Source organism: Agrobacterium sp. CG160-95 (genome assembly GCF_053521725.1).
In genome coordinates this window covers 789296-809054 of the sequence record NZ_JBNWDU010000001.1, presented here as the reverse complement: position 1 = coordinate 809054, position 19759 = coordinate 789296, and the positions used below count along the sequence as shown (strand labels likewise).

Sequence of the window (19759 nt, the reverse complement as noted above, 5' to 3'; positions counted from 1 at the left end):
GCTGATGACTTTTGCCGCTGGTCTTGCTAAGTCCGCGACACTCTTTTGCAACAGATTAAAGTCCTTATCCCATGCCCGATCTTCTGCTTGAACTTCGCTCCGAGGAAATCCCCGCACGCATGCAGCGTAAGGCGGCGGGCGATCTGAAGAAACTCGTCACTGACGCCTTGGTGGAGAGAGGGCTGACCTATGAGGGTGCGCGCGAATATTGGACGCCGCGCCGCCTGACGCTGGATATTCGGGGCCTCAACGCCCGCTCCGCCGATGTGCGTGAGGAAAAGAAGGGTCCGCGCACCGATGCCAACGAAAAGGCGATTGAGGGCTTTCTGCGCGGCGCTGGCCTTAATGATGTCTCCGAGGCTCAGGTCGTTTCCGATCCGAAGAAAGGCGATTTCTACATCGCCATCATCAACAAGCCCGGCCGCCCGGCGGAAGAGATTATCGCCGAGGTGATGCCCGGCATCATCCGCTCCTTCCCCTGGCCGAAATCCATGCGCTCCGGCCCGGCCTCCATGCCGAAGGGTTCCAGCTATGCCGGCATCGAAGGCAAGGGCTCGGAGAGCCTGCGCTGGGTGCGCCCGCTGCAATCCATCGTCTGCCTGTTCGGCCCCGAACATGACGAAACCCAGGTCATTCCCTTTGTCATCGACGGCATCGTCGCTGGCAACGTCACCTATGGCCACCGTTTCCATGCGCCGGGTCCGATCACCGTGCGCCGTTTCGAGGATTATGTCTCCAGCCTTGAAAAGGCGAAGGTCATTCTCGATGCCGACCGCCGCAAGGATATCATCCTGCACGATGCCAAGGATCTGGCATTTGCCAACGGCCTTGAGCTGGTGGAAGACGAAGGCCTTCTGGAAGAAGTCTCCGGCCTCGTTGAATGGCCGCAGGTGCTGATGGGCACTTTCGAAGAGGATTACCTGCAAATTCCGGCGGAAATCATCCGGCTGACCATCAAGACCAACCAGAAGTGTTTTGTCACCCGCAATCAGGGTGCGGAAGAGGGTCTTTCTAACCGCTTCATCCTGATCTCGAACATCGAGGCAAGCGACGGCGGTAAGGAAATCATCCATGGCAACGGCAAGGTCGTCCGCGCCCGCCTGTCGGATGCCCGCCATTTCTGGAACCGTGACCAGGGCGATCTGCCCGATCTGGAGACGCTCAAGGATTCGGCTGCGAAATTTGGCCTCGATCTCAAGAAGCCGCTCGACCAGCGCATGGCCAAGCTCGATGCGCTGAACGTTACCTTCCATGCCAAGCTCGGCACTCAAGGGCAGCGTGTGGCCCGCATTCGCGAACTGGCCAAGGCTCTGGCCCCCGTCGTCGGGGCAGATGAGACGCTGGTAGACCGCGCCGTGGTGCTGGCCAAGGCTGACCTGCGCACCGAAGCCGTCGGCGAATTCCCCGAGCTTCAGGGCCTGATGGGCCGAAAATACGCAACCTTGCAGGGCGAAAACGAAAGTGTCGCCGCGGCGATCGAGGATCACTACAAGCCGCAGGGTCCCTCCGACCGCCTGCCAGCCGACAAGGTGGCGATCACGGTTGCTCTCGCCGACAAACTCGACACGCTCGTCGGCTTCTGGGCCATCGATGAAAAGCCTACCGGTTCGAAGGATCCCTTCGCACTGCGCCGTGCGGCGCTGGGCGTAGTTCGTATTCTGCTTGAAAAGAATGTGCGCCTGCCGCTCTTGAGCGTCGCGAAGGATACTGACCTCCTTTCCTTCTTCCACGACCGCCTGAAGGTCTATCTGCGCGATCTTGGCGCCCGCTACGATCTGATCGATGCAGTCCTGACACCGGAATCCGACGACCTGCTGATGATCGCCCGCCGTGTCGAGGCGCTGACCGCCTTCATCACCGGCGAAGATGGCCGGAACCTGCTGGCCGGTGCAAAGCGCGCCACCCAGCTTCTGGCCGCAGAGGAAAAGAAGGGCACCGTGGTTGCGAACAGCGTTTCAGAAGAACTGCTGAAGCTCGACGCCGAAAAGGCGCTTTACGCGGCGATCAAGACCGCTTCCGCCGATGCCGCAAAGGCCGTCGAGACGGAAGATTTCCGCTCCGCCATGCAGGCGCTCTCGACGCTTCGCGCGCCCGTCGACAAGTTTTTCGAGGATGTTCTCGTCAACGACGAGGACGCAGCCATCCGCGCAAACCGTCTGGCGCTGTTGAAGGCCATTCGTGAAGCCACCGGAACGGTTGCGGATTTCTCGAAGATTACGGGGTGAGGGGATTGGGTGTGAACATGGACGGTAGCGTTCTTGGTTCACCCCCTCTGGCCTGCCGGACATCTTCCCCTCAAGGGGAGATCGGCAAGACGGTCGCTCCCCGCAAAAATTTGCAACGTCGAAAATGATCGGCACGTTGTCACGATTCGATCTCCCCCCTTGAGGGGGAGATGCCCGGCAGGGCAGAGGGGGGTAAGCTACAGCCGCGACTCCCACAGGATGTTTTTCCAATGACCCACACGCCCCGCAAAATCCTCATCAGCGCCTGTCTCCTCGGCCAGGCGGTCCGCTATGACGGCAAGGGCAAAACTCTCGTCCACCCGGCGATAGACCGCTGGCGGGATGAAGGCAGGCTGGTGGCGATCTGTCCGGAAATGGCGGGCGGCATGTCCGTGCCGCGCCCGCCGGCAGAGATCGAGAAGGGAGCTTCCGGTCTCGATGTGCTGGAAGGCCGCGCCCGGGTGCTGGAAGTAACCGGCGGCGATGTCACGGCGGAATTTATTGCCGGTGCGGAAAAGGCGTTGGCCCTTGCTAAAGCCAATGGCTGCACGCACTCGTTGTTGATCGACGGCAGCCCGTCCTGCGGATCGGTTGCGATCTATGACGGCTCGTTCTCCGGCATCAAACATGCGGGCAATGGCGTGACGGCGGCGCTGCGTGAAAGAGCGGGAATTACGGTCTTTTCGCCTGCCGATATCGACCGGCTGGATACTTTGACACGTTGAAACAAAAAAACGCCGGAGTTTCCTCCGGCGTTTTCGTTTATCCATCACCTCAGCGTCTATCACCCCGCCATGCGCATCTGCTCTGCCATGCCGTGGAGTTGGTTGCCGGAGGAGACGCGGAAGCCGCGGATGAGGTTCAGCAGCTCTTCGGTATCGACGGCCAGCGCTTCCGCCGAAGCCGTGGTCTCTTCCGCCATCGCCGCATTGTGCTGGGTGGCGACGTCGAGCTGGTTGAGCGATGTGGAGATAGAGCGCAGCGTCGTGTCCTGTTCGGCCGCCGAATGGGCGATCTTGCCGACGATCTCGTTGGCGGATTTGATCTGGTCAGAGATGCGTTTCAGCGCGTCACCGGCTTCGCCGACAAGACGCACGCCGTTTTCCACCTGGTTGGAAGAGCGGGCGATCTGGTCCTTGATCTCCTTGGCGGCGGCGGCGGATTTCTGCGCCAGTTCGCGCACTTCCTGTGCCACCACGGCAAAGCCCTTGCCCGCTTCCCCGGCACGCGCCGCTTCCACGCCCGCATTCAGTGCCAGAAGATTGGTCTGGAAAGCGATGTCGTCGATCACGCCGATGATGTTCGAAATCTGATCGGAAGATTGTTCGATGCCGCTCATCGCCGCAATCGCTTCTTCCACCACCCGGTCGCTGCGCATCGCTTCGGAACTGACTGTCGTGACGCGCTTGGCGGCGTCGGCTGCACCTTCAGCCGTCTGGCGTACCGCAACCGTCAACTCGTCGAGCGCGGCAGAGGTTTCCTCTAGATTTGCCGCCTGTCGTTCGGTGCGCTGCGAAAGCTCGTTGGAGGCCTTGCGGATTTCTTCCTTCGAGCCGCCGATATCGATGCTCTTGGAATTCACCTTGGCCATGGCGGCGTCGAGATGGGTCAATGCCTCGTTGAAGTTGTCGCGCAGCGCGGCGTAACGGTTGCCGAGATCGGCGCAACGCACGGTCAGATCACCGCCGGCGAGTTTTTCCAGCGCCTCGCCAATGGTGGTGACGACACGCGCCTGCAATGCGGCCTCGTCGCGCTGCATGTCGAGGTTGTTCTGGCGCTCGGCGTTGAGCTGCTGCTGCTGCTCTTCCTCCCGGCGCTGCATAGCGTGGCGCTCCCGCACCTTGTCCTGAAGCGAGGCCGTGGCCTTCGCCATCATGCCCACCTCGTTGGTCAACCCGGTATGGGGTATGGTGAGCGAGACGTTCTCATTGGCGACTTCACCCAGCGCCCTGTGAATGTCGCCGAGCGGCTTCGAGATGCCCCGGATGACGTAGAAGGCGGCGGCAAGTGCCAGCACGAAGATGGCGGCACCGATGGACAGCGCCCTCATCACCTCGCCACGAACCTGGGCATTCAGATCATCGATGTAAACGCCGGTCACGACCACCACCTGCCAGGGCTCAAAAGCAAGGGCGTAGGAGCTTTTGGCGTAGTCATTGCCTTCCATGCCGGGCTTCGGACCGTAGAAATCTGTCTGGCCGCCACCGTTGCGGCCAAGCCGTACGAGCTCGTCACGATACTGGAAGCCCTTGCTGTCCGGCTTGCCCTTGTAGTTCTCGCCGACACGCTTCGCGTCGGGATGGAATTTCATCGTCACGTCGTAGTCGTAACCGAACAGATAGCCATCCGGGGTGAACCGCATGGCGCTGACGGTGGCGAAGGCCTGCTTCATGGCGTCTTCGCGTGAAAGCGTCCCGGCCTTTTCCTTGTCGTGGAAGGATTGCAGGATGGAAATGGCGGATTGCACCTGTGTCCGCAGCATGCCGTAGCGTTCTTCATAGATCGCGTCGGTGGCAGATTTCAGCTGGTAAAACGTTGCTGCTGCGAAGGCGGCCATAAGGGCCACCACGAGCACGATCAGCTGACGGGAAATGGAAAGATTCTTCATGGGCGCTCACAAGCTTTTGCGTCGCGAGCCGGAAAAAGCCGCGCGCTGCCGAAGTTTCGAAAATGGGAAGGCGCCTGATGCGCTGTGATCAGCCTGAAAGCGAAAGTCTGCTCCAAGCCCTCATGTCGTGCTGCATCGCACTATGAGGTCACTTAGCGGCAAAAAATTTGAATAAATATTTAATTAGCAAAAGCTTTATGAGCGTGCTTGGCAGAATAATGGATGCATAATTTATTATTCACCGGATGGTTGCCGTGCACTTCGAAAAATGCAGCGATGACGCGATTATTTGACTTTTGTCATCAAAGAGGTCGCCGACACTGTCGGTCAATTGCCGCGCAATTTGAAATCCTGGAAATCGGGTGTCGCTATTACTGATGCGCTTGACGGTGCCGTGGCATTGGTCGCCGAAATTGTCTTCGTCGCTGCCGTGGTCGCGGTCATGTCTATGCCTGCTGGCGTGGCTGCCGTTTCCTCGGGGGGCGTGCCAGCTTCACCCTCATCATAGGTGGCAATTGCGGTGCCGGGGGTTTCCTGCGGCATCCAAGCGGGATTGGTGCTGACGAAGGTGACGGGCGCGCCGCCAAGCCAGGCCTCGGTGCGCACCAGCGTGCGCTTACCCTCGATTTCACGCATTTCCGTGTGCTGCGTGCCCGGCTCGATGGAGGGGATGGCAAAGCCATCGGGGGCAGGGTTGTCCTTCACGGGCTGGCAGCGGGCGCAGTGGAGACGAACGAAGCTGCCATTGCTGGTGTGGGTGCCGTTTACATATTCGATGGAAGACGCCATCGCAGACCCGCCGGTCAGCGCGACAACCGCTGTCAAAAGAAGACGACGCATCGAAAAACCCCCGAAATGACGGCGCAGCCTCACGATCGAGACAGAATGCGCCCTTCAATGTTCGGCAGATATTATCGGTCTTTCGTTTCCATCAGGTCAGCAAACTTGGTAAAAATTGAGCGAAATCTGCGCCCCGGCCGCTGTATGCCTTGAATGGTCAGACTTTTTCGCGCGCCACGGCCTGCCAGCCGATATCGCGACGGCAGAAGCCGTTTTCCCATTCCACCTTGGCCGCCAGCGCATAGGCGCGCGCCTGCGCTTCCGTCACGTTCTTGCCAAAGGCGGTGACGTTCAGTACGCGTCCGCCCGTCGCCACCAGTCTGCCGTCCTTCAGCGCCGTCCCGGCATGGAACACCTTTGCCTCTTCGCTGGCATCGGGAATATGGGCAATGGGCGTGTTCTTGTCGTAGGCACCGGGATAACCCTTGGAAGCTAGAACAACCGTCAGCGCCGCATCGTCGCGCCATTCCGCTTCCACCTTGTCCAGCGTGCCGGTAGCAGTGGCGTAGAGGATCGGCAGCAGGTCGCTCTTGAGGCGCATCATCAGCACCTGACATTCCGGATCGCCGAAACGCACATTGTATTCGATCAACTCGGGGCCTTTGGCGGTGATCATCAGACCGGCGAAAAATACGCCGGAGAAGGGATTGCCGTCTTTCGCCATGCCAGAAATCGTCGGCTCGATGATTTCTTTCATGGTGCGCTCCACCATGGCTGGTGTCATCACCGGGGCGGGGGAATAGGCGCCCATGCCGCCGGTGTTGGGGCCGGTGTCGCCATCACCCACGCGCTTGTGGTCCTGGGCTGTTGCCAACGCCAGCGCGGTTTTGCCATCGGAAAGGCAGAAGAAACTGGCTTCCTCACCATCGAGGAAAGCTTCCACCACAACCTCGGCGCCGGCAGCGCCAAAAGCGCCGTCGAAACAGTCGTCGATGGCGGCAAGCGCTTCCGCCTCGCTCATGGCAACCGTTACGCCCTTGCCGGCGGCAAGCCCGTCGGCCTTGATGACGATGGGTGCGCCCTGTTCACGGACATATTGCTTTGCCGGTTCGGCGGTCTTGAAACGCTGGTAAGCCCCGGTTGGAATATCGTAACGGGCGCATAGGTCCTTCGTGAACCCCTTGGAACCCTCAAGCTGAGCGGCTGCTTTCGAAGGCCCGAAGGTGGCAATACCAGCCGCACGCAGATCATCTGCCAGACCGGCAACCAGCGGCGCTTCCGGTCCGACGACGACGAAGTCAATCGCCTTTTCCCTGGCAAAGGCGATAACGGCGGCGTGGTCTTCCACGTCAAGCGAAACGAGTGTCGCATGGTCGGCGATGCCGGGATTGCCGGGAGCGGCATAAAGTTCATCGAGCAGGGGAGACTGGGCGATTTTCCACGCCAGCGCATGTTCGCGTCCGCCGGAACCGATCAACAGAACTTTCATGGTCAACACCCCTGCAAATTCGCCTGTAACCTTGTTTGAGGGGCGTTAAGGGCAGGGGGGCGAAAGGTCAAGGAGAAAGCGCCTCAAATGCCCGTCTTTCCCTCGAACTCAGCCTTTCCTGTGGAATCGTTGCCGCCTCTTGTTGTCACGCCACAATCAGACATTATGTTCGCCGCTCCAGATGTGACATCAGAGAACCCCATGACCGCAGATAATGCCCGCCTCGCCACGCTCATCGCCTCCGAAATCAACGCCCGCGCCGATCAGGTGAAGGCGGCAGTGGCGTTGCTGGACGAGGGAGCGACCGTGCCCTTCATCGCCCGTTACCGCAAGGAAGCGACGGGAGGGCTAGATGATACCCAGCTTCGAACGCTTGCCGAACGCCTCGTCTATCTGCGTGAACTCAATGCGCGCCGCGCCTCCATTGTGGATACCATCAACAGTCAGGGCAAGATGACGGACGCCCTGATGGTCAAGATCATGCAGGCAGGCACCAAGGCGGAGCTGGAAGACCTTTATCTGCCCTACAAGCCGAAGCGCCGCACCCGCGCCGAAATCGCCCGCGAGCGCGGTCTCGGTCCGCTGGCGGAAGCGATCTGGGCAAACCGCGCAGCCGATCCGGCAAAGCTTGGCGAGGCCTATGTGCAGGGCGAGGTGGCGGATGTGAAGGCAGCGCTTGAAGGCGCGCGTGACATCGTGGCGGAAACCATGACGGAAAACGCCGATCTTCTTGGACGCCTGCGCGACTATATGCGCCAGAACGCCATTTTCCGCGCCAAGGTGGTCGACGGCAAGCAGGCGGCAGGCGAAAAATTCTCCGATTATTTCGATCATTTCGAGCGCTGGGCGACGGTGCCGGGACACCGCGCGCTGGCCATGCTGCGCGGCTGGAACGAGGAGATTCTGACGCTGACCATCGATGTCGATGCGGATGATCCCTCTCCGGTCAAACCCGCGCAGCGTACCGTCGCGGCCGCCTTCGATATCCGCAATGCCGGCCCCGCCGATCAATGGTTGATGGAAGTGGCAGGCTGGACCTGGCGGGTGAAGCTCTCCATGTCGCTTTCGCTCGATCTCATGCGCGAATTGCGCGAACGTGCGGAAGAAGAGGCGATCAATGTTTTCGCCCGCAATCTCAAGGATTTGCTGCTGGCCGCACCGGCGGGCTCACGCGCCACCATGGGGCTCGATCCGGGCATCCGCACCGGCGTCAAGGTGGCCGTGGTGGATGGCACCGGCAAGCTGCTCGACACCACGACGGTCTATCCCTTCCAGCCGAGGAACGACGTGCGCGGCGCGCAGGCGGAACTCGCCATGCTCATCCGCAAGCACAATGTCGAGCTGATCGCCATCGGCAACGGCACGGGCAGCCGTGAGACGGAAAAGCTGGTCGCCGATCTGCTGACACAGATGCCGGCTTCGGCTTCCGGCGCAAAGCCCACCAAGGTCATCGTTTCGGAGGCGGGCGCATCTGTCTATTCCGCGTCGGAACGGGCGGCGGCGGAATTCCCCAATCTCGATGTGTCCCTGCGTGGCGCGGTGTCCATCGCCCGCCGCCTTCAGGACCCGCTGGCCGAACTGGTGAAGATCGAGCCGAAATCCATCGGCGTCGGGCAGTATCAGCACGATGTCGATCAGGGCCGTCTCAGCCGTTCACTCGACGCGGTCGTGGAAGATGCGGTGAATGCCGTCGGTGTCGATCTCAATACCGCCTCCTCGCCGCTTCTGGCGCGGGTTTCCGGCCTCGGTGCTTCGATTGCCGATGCCATCGTCGCACACCGCGACCAGACCGGCCCCTTTGCCAGCCGCAAGGAGCTGTTGAAGGTGCCGCGCCTTGGCCAGCGCACCTTCGAGCAATGCGCCGGCTTCCTGCGTATTCCCAACGGCAAGGAACCGCTGGATTCGTCCTCCGTGCACCCCGAAGCCTATGGCGTTGCGAAAAAGATCGTTGCCGCCTGCGGTCGCGACCTGCGCACGCTGATGGGTGACAGCGCCACGCTGAAGGGGCTTGATCCGAAGCGCTTCATCGACGAGCAATTCGGCCTGCCCACCGTCAAGGACATCATCGCCGAACTGGAAAAGCCCGGCCGAGACCCGCGCCCAAGCTTCAAGACGGCGACCTTTGCTGACGGCGTGGACGAGATCACCGATCTGAAACCGGGCATGTTGCTGGAAGGTACCGTCACCAATGTCGCCGCCTTCGGCGCTTTCGTGGATATCGGTGTGCATCAGGACGGGCTCGTGCATGTCTCGCAGCTGGCCGACCGTTTCGTGAAAGACCCGCATGAGGTCGTGAAAGCGGGTGATGTCGTCAAGGTCCGTGTCGTGGAAGTGGATGTGAAGCGCAAGCGTATTGCCCTCACCATGCGCAAGGACGGCGGCGAGGCGGCACCCCAGCCAATGCGCGAAAAGGCCAATGCGGGCGCCATGCGCCACGCGAATTCCAAACCGCAGGGACACAACGAAGGGTCGCAATCCGGTGGTGCTCTTGCTGCGGCTATGGCCGAAGCGATGAAGCGACGCTGACCTCCGGTTGAAATGATTTCTATGGAAAAGCCCTGCCGGAAACCCCGGTGGGGCTTTTTGCTTGATGAAATCGTTCAATTTTTTTGAAATAAGACTATCTTGAAACTTGTGCCGAAAGGAATACGGTCAGAAAAATTGATAAGTGAGACTTAGCAATTGGGGGTGCCATGGCGTCGTCTCTGCATGTTCTTCTCGAAAAGATAATCAAGAACGGTAATCTTGTCGTCAATAGCCCGGGTGGTAGCCGTACATTTGGTAACGGTACCGGAACAAGGGTGGTTCTGAATTTCACCGACGAAGCTGCCATGCAGGAGATCGCTGCCGATCCTGCGCTGAAACTCGCCGAAATTTATATGGAAGGCCGTATGCAGGTCGTCGAGGGCGACATCTACGACTTTCTGGCGCTGGTTAAAAGCAACACGCTAAGCGAGGCGCTGTCCTTCGGCATGGTGTGGCGTGGTATGGCCCGCATCATCGCCGCCCGCATCAGGATGCATCTGCCGGTAAACCACAACAAGAGCAACGTCGCCCATCACTACGATCTGAGCGCCAAGCTGTTCGACATCTTCCTTGATGAGGACTGGCAATATTCTTGCGCCTATTTCAATCCGCCGGGCATCAGCCTTTATGAGGCGCAGGTCGCCAAGAAGCGGCACATCGCCGCCAAGCTGATGACGGAGCCGGGCCAGAGCGTACTGGAGATCGGATCCGGCTGGGGCGGCATGGCGATGTATATTGCCGAAAGTGCAGGTGCCGATGTGACCGGCATCACGCTCAGCGAGGAGCAACTGCGCGTTTCCCGCGACCGTGCAGCAAAACGTGGGCTTGCCGGCAATGTTCGTTTCGAATTGCAGGACTACCGTTACCTGCCTGCCTCGAAGAAATTCGACCGTATCGTCTCGGTCGGCATGTTCGAACATGTCGGGCCGACCCATTACCGCGATTATTTCGACAAGGTGGCGGAGGTTCTGGACGACAAGGGCGTGATGGTGCTGCATTCCATCGGCCAGCCCAGTCCGGCACTGGCGACCAATCCCTTCATCGAAAAATATATTTTCCCCGGTGGTTACATCCCCTCGCTTGCCGAGGTGCTGCCGGCCATCCAGAAGTCGGGGCTGCTGGTGAAGGATATCGAAATCCTGCCCATGCATTATGCGCATACGCTGCGGCACTGGCGCGAACGTTTCGTGGCGCGCAAGGCAGAGGCGGTAGCACTTTATGACGAACGTTTCTTCCGCATGTGGGAATTTTATCTGGCGGGGTCCGAAATGGCCTTTACCCACGAAAATTTCCATATTTTCCAGATCCAACTCGCCAAGGATCGCGACGCCGTTCCGCATAATCGCGACTACATTGCCCGCAACGAGGAAAAGCTGCTGGAGTTCGAAAAGACGCGGCCGCCGCTTGAGAAGGTTATGTTCTAAGGCTTGTCCATTCGCCACCGTCATGCCGGACCTGATCTGGCATCCAGCCAGCCCAAGTCCTCGGGCTGAAAGAAGGCTTCCCGCCGCGCAGACGCGCGACGGCTGGATTCCGGCTCAGGGCCGGAATGACGGAAGAGCTAATCGCCGCCTTCTCGCGCTGGTTAATGGAATGGAAACGGAATCCCTCTAATTCTAAGCTTACCTGTTTGTATTGCGTTTCCTGGGGTTATTTTCATGTTCAAGCCATCAGCGGCCGTCGCCGCTTGTGTTTTATCGCTTTTTGCCGTCGGTAACGCCCATGCCGATGGCTGGTTTTCCGGCGACTGGTATTTGAAGCTCGGCGGTTCGGGTTTTTCTGCGCCGAAATATCAGGGCGACAACAAGAACGAATTCGGCTTTTCGCCCATCATTTCTCTCGGCCGTCAGGGTCAGGGCGCGCGTTTCACCTCGCGCAACGACAGCGCCTCGATCTCGCTGCTGGACAATGGCCCGATCAGCATGGGTCTTGCGGGAAAGCTGGTGTCTCCGCGTGATCAGAAGGATTCGGCCGATCTGAAAGGCATGACCCGCATCAAGCGCGGCGGCGAGCTTGGCGGTTTCGCCGAGGCTTATCCCACCGACTGGCTGCGTATTCGCGGCGAAGCCCGTCAGGGCATCCGCAGCCATAGCGGCGTGGTCGCCGACCTCTCGGCCGACGTCTTCACCGATATCGCCCCCGGTATCCAGATTTCCGCCGGCCCGCGCGCCACATGGGTCAGCAGCAAATACAATGAACGCTATTACGGCGTAAGCGCCGCGCAGACAGCGGCCGGCGCGCCATCGCCCTACAGCCCCGGCGGCGGCCTGCATTCCGCCGGCGTCGGCGCCGCCATCACCTGGAAGGTCACGGAAGCCGCTGAAGTTGGTTCCTTCGCCGAATATCGCCGCCTGACGGGCGATGCCGCCGACAGCTCGCTGGTGCGTGAGCGCGGCTCCAAGAACCAGTTCGTCGTCGGCGTCCAGGCAAGCTACAAATTCGGCTTCACGCTGCCCTGAGGCGAGGCGAATATGCCCACCCCAAGCCCCGCCGCGAAAGCGTTGCGGGGCTTTTTTGTGGCTACGGCCAAGTGATGAAATCGATTCCGATTCGCCCGCCGATGCTGTAGAACCATCCCCATGGTTCACCACAGCGATTTGTCAGACCGCGTCTCCGACGCACCATCCAACAACTGGGTCTATCGGATTTTGCCGAGACCCCTCTGGCCCTATGCGCAGCTGGCAAGATGGGACCGCCCCATCGGCTGGCAATTGCTGATGTGGCCGTGTTTCTGGTCCGCAGCACTCGCGGCCAATGCCGCGGTAGCAAGCGGCGGTTTTTCCTGGGGCACGCTGATCTGGCATCTGGCGCTGTTTTTCATCGGATCGGTGGCGATGCGCGGTGCAGGCTGCACCTATAACGATCTTGCGGACCACAAGATCGACATGGCCGTGGCGCGCACGCGCTCGCGGCCGCTGCCATCTGGTCGCGTGAGCAGGGCGCAGGCGAAGGTCTTCATCGTGTTGCAGGCGCTCGCCGGACTCGTGGTGCTGTTGCAGTTCAACGGATTTGCGATTGCCACCGGCATATTCTCGCTGGTCTTCGTGGCAATCTATCCCTTCGCCAAGCGCTTCACCAACTGGCCGCAATTTTTTCTCGGCCTTGCCTTTTCCTGGGGTGCGCTGATGGGCTGGGCCGGGCAGTTCGGGTCCATCGCCTGGCCTGCTGTCCTGCTTTATGTCGGCTCCATCGCCTGGACGATCGGTTATGATACAATCTACGCTCATCAGGACAAGGAAGACGACACGGCTGTGGGCATCGGTTCAACTGCGCTGCTGTTTGGAGACAACACACATCGCTGGCTGGTTTTTCTTTATGGCACAGCCCTTGTCATGATCGCCCTGTCCTTCTGGGGAGCGGGCGTTAACCTGATCGCCTATAGCGGCCTTGCCGCCGCCGCCATCATGCTTTTCCGGCAGGTCTGGGTGCTCGATATCGACGACGTGGCCCAATGCCTTGTGCTGTTTAAATCCAACAACCGCGTCGGCGTGCTGATTTTCGCCGGCCTCATTCTGCCGCTTCTGTTGGCGTGAGGTTGTTGAAAGGCAAGATGCAAAAAAGCCCGGCCGCGATATCCGCGCCGGGCTTTTTATTGTTTTGTCTGAAGATTATCAGCTGCGGGCGATGATTTCCTTGCCCTCGATCTTCATGCTCATGCCGAGAGAACCGGTGGAGCGGCGAACGAGAAAGCGCGGGCGACGATCCGCGAAATAGGAGTGCCGGCGACGGGGGCGGCTGTTCTTGGTGCGCACCTTGCCGAGATGTTCTTCCAGCGGACGGGCGACGCCATCGGCCTCCACCATCAGCATCGGAATGCGGTAGGCTTCGGACCAGCTGCGCCAGTCGGCGGCGATGTCGCAAAGATCATGGGCGACGAGAAGCGGAACGCAAAGTTCCGGATCGTCGTGGTGAAGCTCCAGCGTCACCGTCACCTGTCCATCACCATGGTCGATGGCGCGGGCGGCAACGCCCTTGAAAGCGCGGGCTGGCAGGGCGAAGGACAAAGGCAAGCCGGAAGAGGACAGGACCTTTCGCAGAACGGCGCCCCGTTCATCGAGCGTGACGGCAACATCGGTTGCGCCATTGCCCCTGCCATAGGTGACCTGTTGCGGAAAACGTGCCGGGTCGAGTCTGAGTGTGGCGACGGCCCAGTCGGGCTTCAGAACGGTCTTGGTCATGTTTATTCTACCCTTGTTTTACCTGAGAGCCGGTTTCCGGTCTTCTCATCGGGACTTTTCGTCCTCTGATGTCAGGAGAATATCCGCCGCATGTTCGAGACTGCTTAAAAATCGCGGTTAAGAAAACTTTGCATTCCCAAATGGTTAGCAAAACCCACCGTGGCATGGTTTCGCTGAGGTAAAGCCGATTGAGACAATGCGATTTTTCTCAGTCCCGAAACTGTGCTCTTTCAAGCTCCGGGCAAGGCGCGTCATGCACAGTCGCGCCAAGGCCTGCCGTGCGTCCGGATGGAGGTGTGGTGGGCGAATTCAAAACCGGAGCCGGCCGTATCCAGCGTGATGCGCGGTGCTCCAGGGGGCATTCGCATGGTATCGACTTTTCTGAGCTACGACCTCATCAACCGCGATATGAAGGCAAGCATTTCACGCGTGTCGCAGCAGGGGATCGTCGAGCGGCAGACGAAATATTACAAGGAAAACATCGGCAATGTAAAAAGCGTCGACGAGTTCCTCAATAACTACCAGCTCTATTCCTATGCCATGGATGCCTTCGGTCTCGGCGAGATGACCTACGCCAAGGCCTTCATGAAGAAGGTGCTGGAAAGCGACCTGAACGACCAGAACAGCTTTGCCAACAAGCTGACGGATGAACGTTATCGCGAATTTGCCGCATCCTTCAACTTCACGCAATCCACCACCACGGTGCAGACGGAGGCGCAGCTCGACAAGATGATCGGGCTTTACGACACCTCGATCACCAACCTCGATGACAGCCTGTCCGAAGAAACCCGTTATTATAAGGCGATCATCGGAACGGTCACGAACGTCGACCAGCTGCTTCAGAACGATAGAACCCGCGCCTACATCTTCGAGGTCTTCAGCATTGATGAGAAGACCTACAGCTATTCCCACATCAAGGGATTGATGACGAGCGATATCGATGACCCGAACAGCTATCTGAACCAGAAGTTCGGCGCGGCCTATTACGCTGCCGTGGAAAAGCTTACGACCAAGGGCAATATCGAGTTGCATGGGGATGTGACGGATCGGATAACGGCCATCGATACCGCGCTGGCTGATACCACGCTGACCGCCGAACAGCGAACCGCCCTTGAAACAGAGAAAACCACCCGGCAGGATCAGCTCACCCAGCTTGAAGCCGTGCTGCCGCCGAAGGACCAGTGGGCGGCGACCCTTGCCTCCATCACGGCGGAGCAGACCCAGCTCTCGAATACCGTCTCGCAATATAATACGATGGCGCAGATGGCCCAGGCTTTCGAATTTGCCAATGACGGTAGCGTTGCGGCCGGCCAGGCGCAGACGGCCGACAACGTCAAGATCCTGACCCAGGCCTATGTCGGCAGTGCCCCGCGTGTGACCCCGACCGTTGCCACCTTGAACAGGGATTATTTCGAATCGAAGATCGGTTCGATCAAGACCGTCGATGAGTTAATGGCAGACCCGCGTCTGGTGAATTACATCAAGGTCGCATTCGACCTGAATGACTTGACCATAGTCAATGCGACGATCGAGAACATTTTGACCAGCGATCTCAGCGATCCCAACAACTATATCGCCAAGTTCGGCAATGGCGACAAACGTTACATCGCATTGCGTGAAGCGTTCAATTTCAAGGCGGATGGAACGCTGCCGGACGGTACGGCACCACAGACGACGACCCAGACCGTTACCACGACCAACGGGTACATGAACCATTATAACGACAAGGACGAAGCCGCTGACGAAAACGCTTTGAAGCTGTTCAAAAGCGATATTGCCAACGTCAAATCCGTTGCGGACTTCCTGGAAAGCAGCGCGGTCTACACCTATGCGCTCAAGGCGGTCGGCCTCGATCCGACGAAGGTGAATATTGCGGACGTTCGTAAAGCCTTGACCAGCGACCTGTTGGACAAGAAGAGCTACGTTTATGCGCTGAAAGACGACCGTTACGTCAAACTCGCGGAACTCTTCAACTTCAAGTCTGACGGATCGCCAGGCTCTCCGGTTCTTGCGCAGTCCGAACTTGAAATTCAGAGCATGTCGGTCGACTACATCAAGAAGAAATCAGCCTTCGGAACAGACCAGGAAAAGGAAGCCGCCAAGAAGGAGGCGGAATTTTTCCGTTCGGAGCTACAGAAGGTCAAGACGCTCAGCGATTTTCTGGGGAATGATCGCCTGACGAAATTCGCGATGGAATCGCTTGGCATCGACCCGACGAAGGTCACCAAGGACCAGCTGCAAAAAATGTTCACGTCCAATCTGGATGACAAGGACAGCTATCTAAACAAGGAGATGGACCCGGCTTTTCGCCGTCTCGTCACCGCGTTCAATTTCGACACGGACGGTAATATCCTGCGCGAGGATCGAAGCTCCATCCAGACTCGTCGCGGCCTCTACGAGACGCTGGACAATTATCTGACGCAGACGCTGGAGACGCAGGCAGGTGAAGAAAATGCGGGCGTGCGTCTGGCGCTCTATTTCAAGCGAATGGCGGCGGGAACAACGTCCTATTACTCCATTCTCGCCGACACCGCGATCCAGAACTTCATCACGACCACCTTTGGCATTCCCGATGAACTCGGCAATGCCGGGGTCGATACGCAGGTGGCGATGATGAAGAAATATTTCGACATCGAGGACTTTCAGGACCCCGATAAGGTCAAGAAGCTGATCGCCCGTTTTACCATCATGTATGACGACAAGCAGAACACCACCAACCCGATCATGATGCTGTTCAACGGCAGCGGCTCGGTGGGCATCAGCGGCGACACGCTGCTGGCTGTCGCATCGCTGCGTGCGCGGTAGGCTGGAAAGCGAGGACGGACGATGGAAAGGCCGAGCTTACCCGGTTAAGGTGTCTCACACGACCGCATTTGCGGACCCATTCACCAGCCCGGCAGCATGTGCCCGGCGCGCAGGCGCGGCATCTTCGGGTAGGTCTTCACATCGTTATCCAGCTCATCGGCGACGTTCATCGGAGAGATGTTGTCGAGGCAGGCGGTGATGTGGTCTGTAATGGCGTTCACCAGCGAGGGCGATAGGCCCGGCCGTTTCATCAGGCCGATCTGGACCGGCGGCAGCGGTGGGAAACCGTCCGAGGCGGTCAAAACCTTCATGCCGGTACGCAGCGCCGATTCCGGCAGCACGGAAACCGCCATGCCTGCCAGCACGGCGGCGGCAACCACGGTGGAAGACCAGCTGGTGAACAGCACCTGATAATCCCGCCCGTCGGCATCGAGCGCCGAGCAGGCAAGTTGGCGCCAGTGACAGTCGCGCCGGCCGACAGCCAGCGGCACTGGCGCATCATCCTTCAGCGGATGGTTCGCGGAGGTGACCCAGCAGAGTGGCTCGGTGCGCACGACATCGGAGGAGCGGGCGCGGGGATTGTGGGTGACGAGTGCTATATCCAGCTCGCCGCGCGCCATTTTTTCGGCAAGGCTCACCGAAGGTTCGCAGACGATGTAAAGCTCGACATTCGGATGCGTCTTGGCGAAACGCCCGATGATCTCTGGCATGTAGCGGTCGGCATAGTCGTCCGGGGTGCCGATACGCAACGTGCCCTCTAGCCTGTTGTCATCGAAGGCCGCAATCGCCTCGTTGTTAAGGCGAATGATGCGGCGGGCATAATTCATCAGTTTCTCGCCCTCGGCCGTCAGGCGGTTGCCGCGCCCGTCCTTTGCAAAGAGCTGTTTGCCGATCCGCTCCTCAAGCCGCCGCATCTGCATGGATACGGCGGATTGCGTCTTGAAAACGCGCTCAGCGGCCTTGGTAAAGCTGCCGGTATCGACAATGGCGATGAAGGTGTGCAGCTGGTCTATGTCGAGAGGTGCGGACATTGATACTCATCCATCAGAATGATTGATGTCTCACATTAGAAACATTCGTTGGACTGATCAATAGTCTTGCGACATTTTGACACCCAGCAAATCAATCTCAACCCCGGGGCGGGCACATCGTCAGGCCCCCAACCCAAGGCAGCTTCCCGCGCACGGTGCGTCGGGAGCGGTGCCGCATCGTGCCGTTACGGAAGGATCATTGTTATGCGCACGGCAGAACGGAAAATGGAACTGGAATTCGCAACCGGCCAGCAGAGCGACACCCTGCGTCGCATCGCTTTCGGCGTTGCTTCCACCGTGAAAACGTTTGTGCAGCGCATCTACAATCGTATCGTCGCAAATGGTCTCACGGAGCTTGACGATCGCCTGCTCGCCGATATCGGGCTGGCGCGCTCGGATGTGACCAACGCGCTCAATACCGGCTTGCTGGAAGATCCGACCGCCCATCTGACCCGCGCCGCACGCACGCGCTCAGTCACGCGGTTCAAGACGCTCTAGGCTTGTGTTCGCGCAATTCCGGCGTACCTCCAGACGCCGGGATTGCTCGCGAACCGATAAGGTTTTCCCCGCAGGGTGATTTGCCAATAACCCTGCCTTTGCCCGGTGTCAGGCCCCTCGGCCGCACCGGGTTTTTTTATGGCAACGCCTTGCCTGTCTTGCGCATTGTCCGGACGTAAAGCCGCTGCGCAGTTTCAGCGAAATGCTTTAATACTGATATTCATCGAATACTGGCAGCACCGATCCACCCCAGCGACCGTTATAGAGCGCAAGCAGGTCTTCGGCGAGCGTGGTCTTCTTGGCAAGGACCTCGTCCAGCGATGACAGGAACACGGTTTCGTCCTGGCCTTCGCCGTTCAGCCGGTTGCGGTTCTTGAGGCCGGTGCGGGAAATGTCCAGCACCTCGCGGGCGAAACCGAGAAGCGGCTTGCCGGCGATCTCCGCGGTCAGCCCCTTGGCCGGCACGGTATTGCGAAGGGCGATGACCTCATCGAAACTCCAGCCGGCTGTCAGCGCATCGGCTGCGTCAAGCGCTTCCTGATTATAGAGAAGGCCGACCCAGAAAGCGGGCAGGGCACAGATGCGTCTCCATGGGCCGCCATCGGCACCGCGCATTTCCAGAAAGCGCTTCAGGCGCACATCGGGGAACAGCGTGGAGAGATGGTTCGTCCAGTCACCCATGGTCGGTTCCCATTCGGCGATTTCACCCTTTAACGCCCCGTTCATGAACTGGCGGAAGGTGACATGGGTGCAATCGTGATACTTGCCGTCGCGCACGATGAAATACATCGGCACATCCAGCGCCCATTCGACATAATCCTTGAAGCCGAAATCGTCATTGAAGGTGAAGGGCAGCACGCCGGAGCGGCGATTGTCGGTATCGCGCCAGATATCGCCGCGCCAGGAAAGCAGGCCGTTCGGCTTGCCTTCGGTAAAGGGCGAGGAAGCAAACAGTGCGGTTGCCAGCGACTGGAGCTTCATGGAAACGCGCATCTTCTGGCGCATATCCGCTTCGGAAGAGAAGTCGAGGTTAACCTGAATGGTGCAGGTACGGTACATCATGTCGAGACCCTTGGTCCCGACCTTCGGCATGTAGCGCGTCATGATCGCGTAGCGCGATTTCGGCATGCGCGGTGTTTCGTCATAGCTCCACAGCGGGCTGCCGCCAATGCCGAGAAAACGGATGCCCATCGGCTCCGCCACTTCGCGCAGGGTCGCCAGATGCTGGTTGGATTCCTTGCAGGTCTGATGCAGGTTCTCGAGCGGCGCACCTGACAGTTCGAACTGGCCGCCCGGCTCGATGGAAATGGCGCCCATGCCGTGCTGTTCGCCAAGTCCGATGATGTTTTCACCATCCATGATCGGCTCCCAGCCGAGCTTTTCCTGCATGCCCTTCAGCAGAGCGGAAATGCTGGCCTCGCCGAAATAGGGAACCGGCCGGTTGCCCTCGCGGAAAAAGGCGAATTTCTCGTGCTCGGTGCCAATGCGGAAGTCGGCTTCAGCTCTGCAACCGCCGGCCAGATAATCTGTAAGCTCCGTGACGGAGGAGAGGGGTGTCTGGTCGGTCGTATCGCGTGCCATGGCTTACCTTGTTATGACGTCTCTGTTGCGGCGAGGCA

14 protein-coding genes are annotated in these 19759 nt (G+C 59.3%); 8 read left to right on the top strand and 6 right to left on the bottom strand.

Annotated elements, in window-relative coordinates; translation table 11 throughout:
• The first annotated feature begins 71 nt into the window (after positions 1–71).
• Positions 72–2225, top strand: a complete 2154-nt coding sequence (gene glyS, locus ACQZ63_RS04065) for a glycine--tRNA ligase subunit beta (protein WP_113555488.1) — start codon at positions 72–74, stop codon at positions 2223–2225.
• Between the two features lie 230 nt (positions 2226–2455).
• Positions 2456–2950, top strand: a complete 495-nt coding sequence (locus ACQZ63_RS04060) for a 2-thiouracil desulfurase family protein (protein WP_113555487.1) — start codon at positions 2456–2458, stop codon at positions 2948–2950.
• Positions 2951–3009: 59 nt separating this feature from the next.
• On the opposite strand, the gene ACQZ63_RS04055 is transcribed toward ACQZ63_RS04060, so the two are convergent.
• The 3 genes from ACQZ63_RS04055 to purD form a co-directional block, all read right to left on the bottom strand.
• On the bottom strand, positions 3010–4833 hold the full coding sequence (locus ACQZ63_RS04055; RefSeq protein WP_025592543.1) for a methyl-accepting chemotaxis protein: 1824 nt from the start codon (positions 4831–4833) through the stop codon (positions 3010–3012).
• 327 nt (positions 4834–5160) lie between these two features.
• Positions 5161–5673: a plant virulence effector HPE1-like domain-containing protein gene (locus ACQZ63_RS04050; protein ID WP_113555486.1), complete on the bottom strand. Its 513-nt coding sequence runs from the start codon at positions 5671–5673 to the stop codon at positions 5161–5163.
• A gap of 157 nt (positions 5674–5830) precedes the next feature.
• Positions 5831–7102, bottom strand: a complete 1272-nt coding sequence (purD, locus tag ACQZ63_RS04045) for a phosphoribosylamine--glycine ligase (protein ID WP_111782790.1) — start codon at positions 7100–7102, stop codon at positions 5831–5833.
• A 201-nt stretch (positions 7103–7303) separates the two neighbouring features.
• Here purD and ACQZ63_RS04040 point away from each other — a divergent pair, with 201 nt between their 5' ends.
• From ACQZ63_RS04040 to ubiA, 4 genes are all read left to right on the top strand, one after another.
• Entirely contained in the window at positions 7304–9628 is a 2325-nt protein-coding gene (locus ACQZ63_RS04040) for a Tex family protein (RefSeq protein ID WP_113555485.1), read from the top strand.
• A 167-nt stretch (positions 9629–9795) separates the two neighbouring features.
• Positions 9796–11052 (top strand): SAM-dependent methyltransferase, encoded by a 1257-nt coding sequence (locus ACQZ63_RS04035; RefSeq protein ID WP_003515197.1) that lies wholly within the window; start codon positions 9796–9798, stop codon positions 11050–11052.
• A 234-nt stretch (positions 11053–11286) separates the two neighbouring features.
• Complete coding sequence (locus ACQZ63_RS04030; RefSeq protein WP_003515199.1) at positions 11287–12087, top strand: MipA/OmpV family protein; 801 nt, start codon at positions 11287–11289, stop codon at positions 12085–12087.
• Positions 12088–12207: 120 nt separating this feature from the next.
• Positions 12208–13161, top strand: a complete 954-nt coding sequence (gene ubiA, locus ACQZ63_RS04025; RefSeq protein WP_003515201.1) for a 4-hydroxybenzoate octaprenyltransferase — start codon at positions 12208–12210, stop codon at positions 13159–13161.
• Between the two features lie 78 nt (positions 13162–13239).
• Here the strand turns inward: ubiA and ACQZ63_RS04020 are convergent, their stop codons facing one another.
• Entirely contained in the window at positions 13240–13806 is a 567-nt protein-coding gene (locus tag ACQZ63_RS04020; RefSeq protein ID WP_003515202.1) for a DUF6101 family protein, read from the bottom strand.
• 366 nt (positions 13807–14172) lie between these two features.
• Between ACQZ63_RS04020 and ACQZ63_RS04015 the strand changes: the two genes are divergently transcribed.
• Positions 14173–16611, top strand: a complete 2439-nt coding sequence (locus ACQZ63_RS04015) for a DUF1217 domain-containing protein (protein WP_113555635.1) — start codon at positions 14173–14175, stop codon at positions 16609–16611.
• Between the two features lie 80 nt (positions 16612–16691).
• Here ACQZ63_RS04015 and ACQZ63_RS04010 read toward each other — a convergent pair whose 3' ends face one another.
• The gene (locus tag ACQZ63_RS04010) at positions 16692–17642 is read right to left on the bottom strand and encodes a LysR substrate-binding domain-containing protein (protein ID WP_003515204.1); all 951 of its coding nucleotides are present in this window, start codon (positions 17640–17642) and stop codon (positions 16692–16694) included.
• A 204-nt stretch (positions 17643–17846) separates the two neighbouring features.
• On the opposite strand from ACQZ63_RS04010, the gene ACQZ63_RS04005 reads away from it, so the two are divergent.
• Positions 17847–18140, top strand: coding sequence for a DUF1127 domain-containing protein (locus ACQZ63_RS04005; RefSeq protein WP_003515205.1), 294 nt, complete (start codon positions 17847–17849; stop codon positions 18138–18140).
• 207 nt (positions 18141–18347) lie between these two features.
• On the opposite strand, the gene ACQZ63_RS04000 is transcribed toward ACQZ63_RS04005, so the two are convergent.
• Positions 18348–19721, bottom strand: a complete 1374-nt coding sequence (locus ACQZ63_RS04000) for a glutamate--cysteine ligase (protein WP_113555484.1) — start codon at positions 19719–19721, stop codon at positions 18348–18350.
• Positions 19722–19759 lie beyond the last annotated feature (38 nt).

Coding starts and splice junctions, on each gene's coding strand:
- glyS (WP_113555488.1), top strand. CDS start 72: ATGCCCGATCTTCTGCTTGAACTTCGCTCCGAGGAAATCCCCGCACGC.
- ACQZ63_RS04010 (WP_003515204.1), bottom strand. CDS start 17,642: ATGTCCGCACCTCTCGACATAGACCAGCTGCACACCTTCATCGCCATT.
- ACQZ63_RS04015 (WP_113555635.1), top strand. CDS start 14,173: ATGGTATCGACTTTTCTGAGCTACGACCTCATCAACCGCGATATGAAG.
- ACQZ63_RS04060 (WP_113555487.1), top strand. CDS start 2,456: ATGACCCACACGCCCCGCAAAATCCTCATCAGCGCCTGTCTCCTCGGC.
- ACQZ63_RS04055 (WP_025592543.1), bottom strand. CDS start 4,833: ATGAAGAATCTTTCCATTTCCCGTCAGCTGATCGTGCTCGTGGTGGCC.
- purD (WP_111782790.1), bottom strand. CDS start 7,102: ATGAAAGTTCTGTTGATCGGTTCCGGCGGACGCGAACATGCGCTGGCG.
- ACQZ63_RS04040 (WP_113555485.1), top strand. CDS start 7,304: ATGACCGCAGATAATGCCCGCCTCGCCACGCTCATCGCCTCCGAAATC.
- ACQZ63_RS04005 (WP_003515205.1), top strand. CDS start 17,847: ATGCGCACGGCAGAACGGAAAATGGAACTGGAATTCGCAACCGGCCAG.
- ACQZ63_RS04000 (WP_113555484.1), bottom strand. CDS start 19,721: ATGGCACGCGATACGACCGACCAGACACCCCTCTCCTCCGTCACGGAG.
- ACQZ63_RS04050 (WP_113555486.1), bottom strand. CDS start 5,673: ATGCGTCGTCTTCTTTTGACAGCGGTTGTCGCGCTGACCGGCGGGTCT.
- ACQZ63_RS04030 (WP_003515199.1), top strand. CDS start 11,287: ATGTTCAAGCCATCAGCGGCCGTCGCCGCTTGTGTTTTATCGCTTTTT.
- ubiA (WP_003515201.1), top strand. CDS start 12,208: ATGGTTCACCACAGCGATTTGTCAGACCGCGTCTCCGACGCACCATCC.
- ACQZ63_RS04020 (WP_003515202.1), bottom strand. CDS start 13,806: ATGACCAAGACCGTTCTGAAGCCCGACTGGGCCGTCGCCACACTCAGA.
- ACQZ63_RS04035 (WP_003515197.1), top strand. CDS start 9,796: ATGGCGTCGTCTCTGCATGTTCTTCTCGAAAAGATAATCAAGAACGGT.